Raw genomic sequence first — 843 nt, forward strand, 5'->3', positions numbered from 1 at the left:
GGTCCGGGTTCTCGGGCGGTTCTCGGGGGCGGGGTCGTCAGGGCGCCGGGGCGCACGGCTGCACGGGCAGGGGCACCGGGCCGCCGTCGCGGGTGAAGGTGGTGCAGGCCAGCGTCACGACGTCGCCCTCGACGAGGTAGGTGTCCAGGTGCCGGCCGTTCCAGAGGAACCGCGAGCCCTCCACCCGGCCGCTGCACAGGGAGACCGCCAGGCCGGTGCCGTTGCGCTGCACGGTGGTGCCGTTGACGTCGAAGTCGCCGTCGGGGTCGCAGGCGATGCCCGCCCCGCGGTTGCCGCGCACGAGGCTGTCGCGCACGACGAACCCGCCGTCGGCGTTGGAGAACGCGGCCAGGCCGACGTCGTTGCCCTCGACGGTGGAGGTCTCCACCCGCAGCCGGCCCCCCACGTACGCGAACCCGCCGCGGCCGTTGCCGGCCAGCCGGGAGCCGCGCACGGTGAGGTCGCCGCCGACGAGGGCGTCCACCCCGACGGTGTTGCCCTCCACGCGCGCCGCGCGCACGGTCCCGCGCCCGGGCACCGGCTCGTCGGGGGCGTCGACCTCCCGGCCGGCGGAGACCCCGCTGCTCCAGCCGCGCACGGTGCCGCCGCGCACGACGACGTCGCGGGCGGCGACCCGCACGCCGGTGGTGCCGAAGCGCACGCCGGGACCGGTGAGGGCGTGGCCGTTGAGGTTCAGCTCGATCCCGTCGGCGGCCAGGGTGACGCCGACGGTGCCGCTGCCGCCGGGGCAGGTGACGTCGGCCGCCAGGCGCACGCTGGTGGTGAGCACCGCCCCGCACGGCACGACGACGGCGCGCGGGGGGGCGGCGGAGGCGGTGGGGG

At 78.1% G+C, this 843-nt stretch carries 1 protein-coding gene; it reads right to left on the reverse strand.

What is annotated here, in order from left to right; genetic code table 11:
- Positions 1 to 37 precede the first annotated feature (37 nt).
- Positions 38 to 843, reverse strand: an 806-nt coding sequence (locus tag GTR00_RS21900; RefSeq protein WP_205706409.1) for a right-handed parallel beta-helix repeat-containing protein, incomplete at its 5' end; no start/stop codon positions are given.

Source organism: Kineococcus indalonis, assembly GCF_009906395.1.
Lineage (GTDB): Bacteria > Actinomycetota > Actinomycetes > Actinomycetales > Kineococcaceae > Kineococcus > Kineococcus indalonis.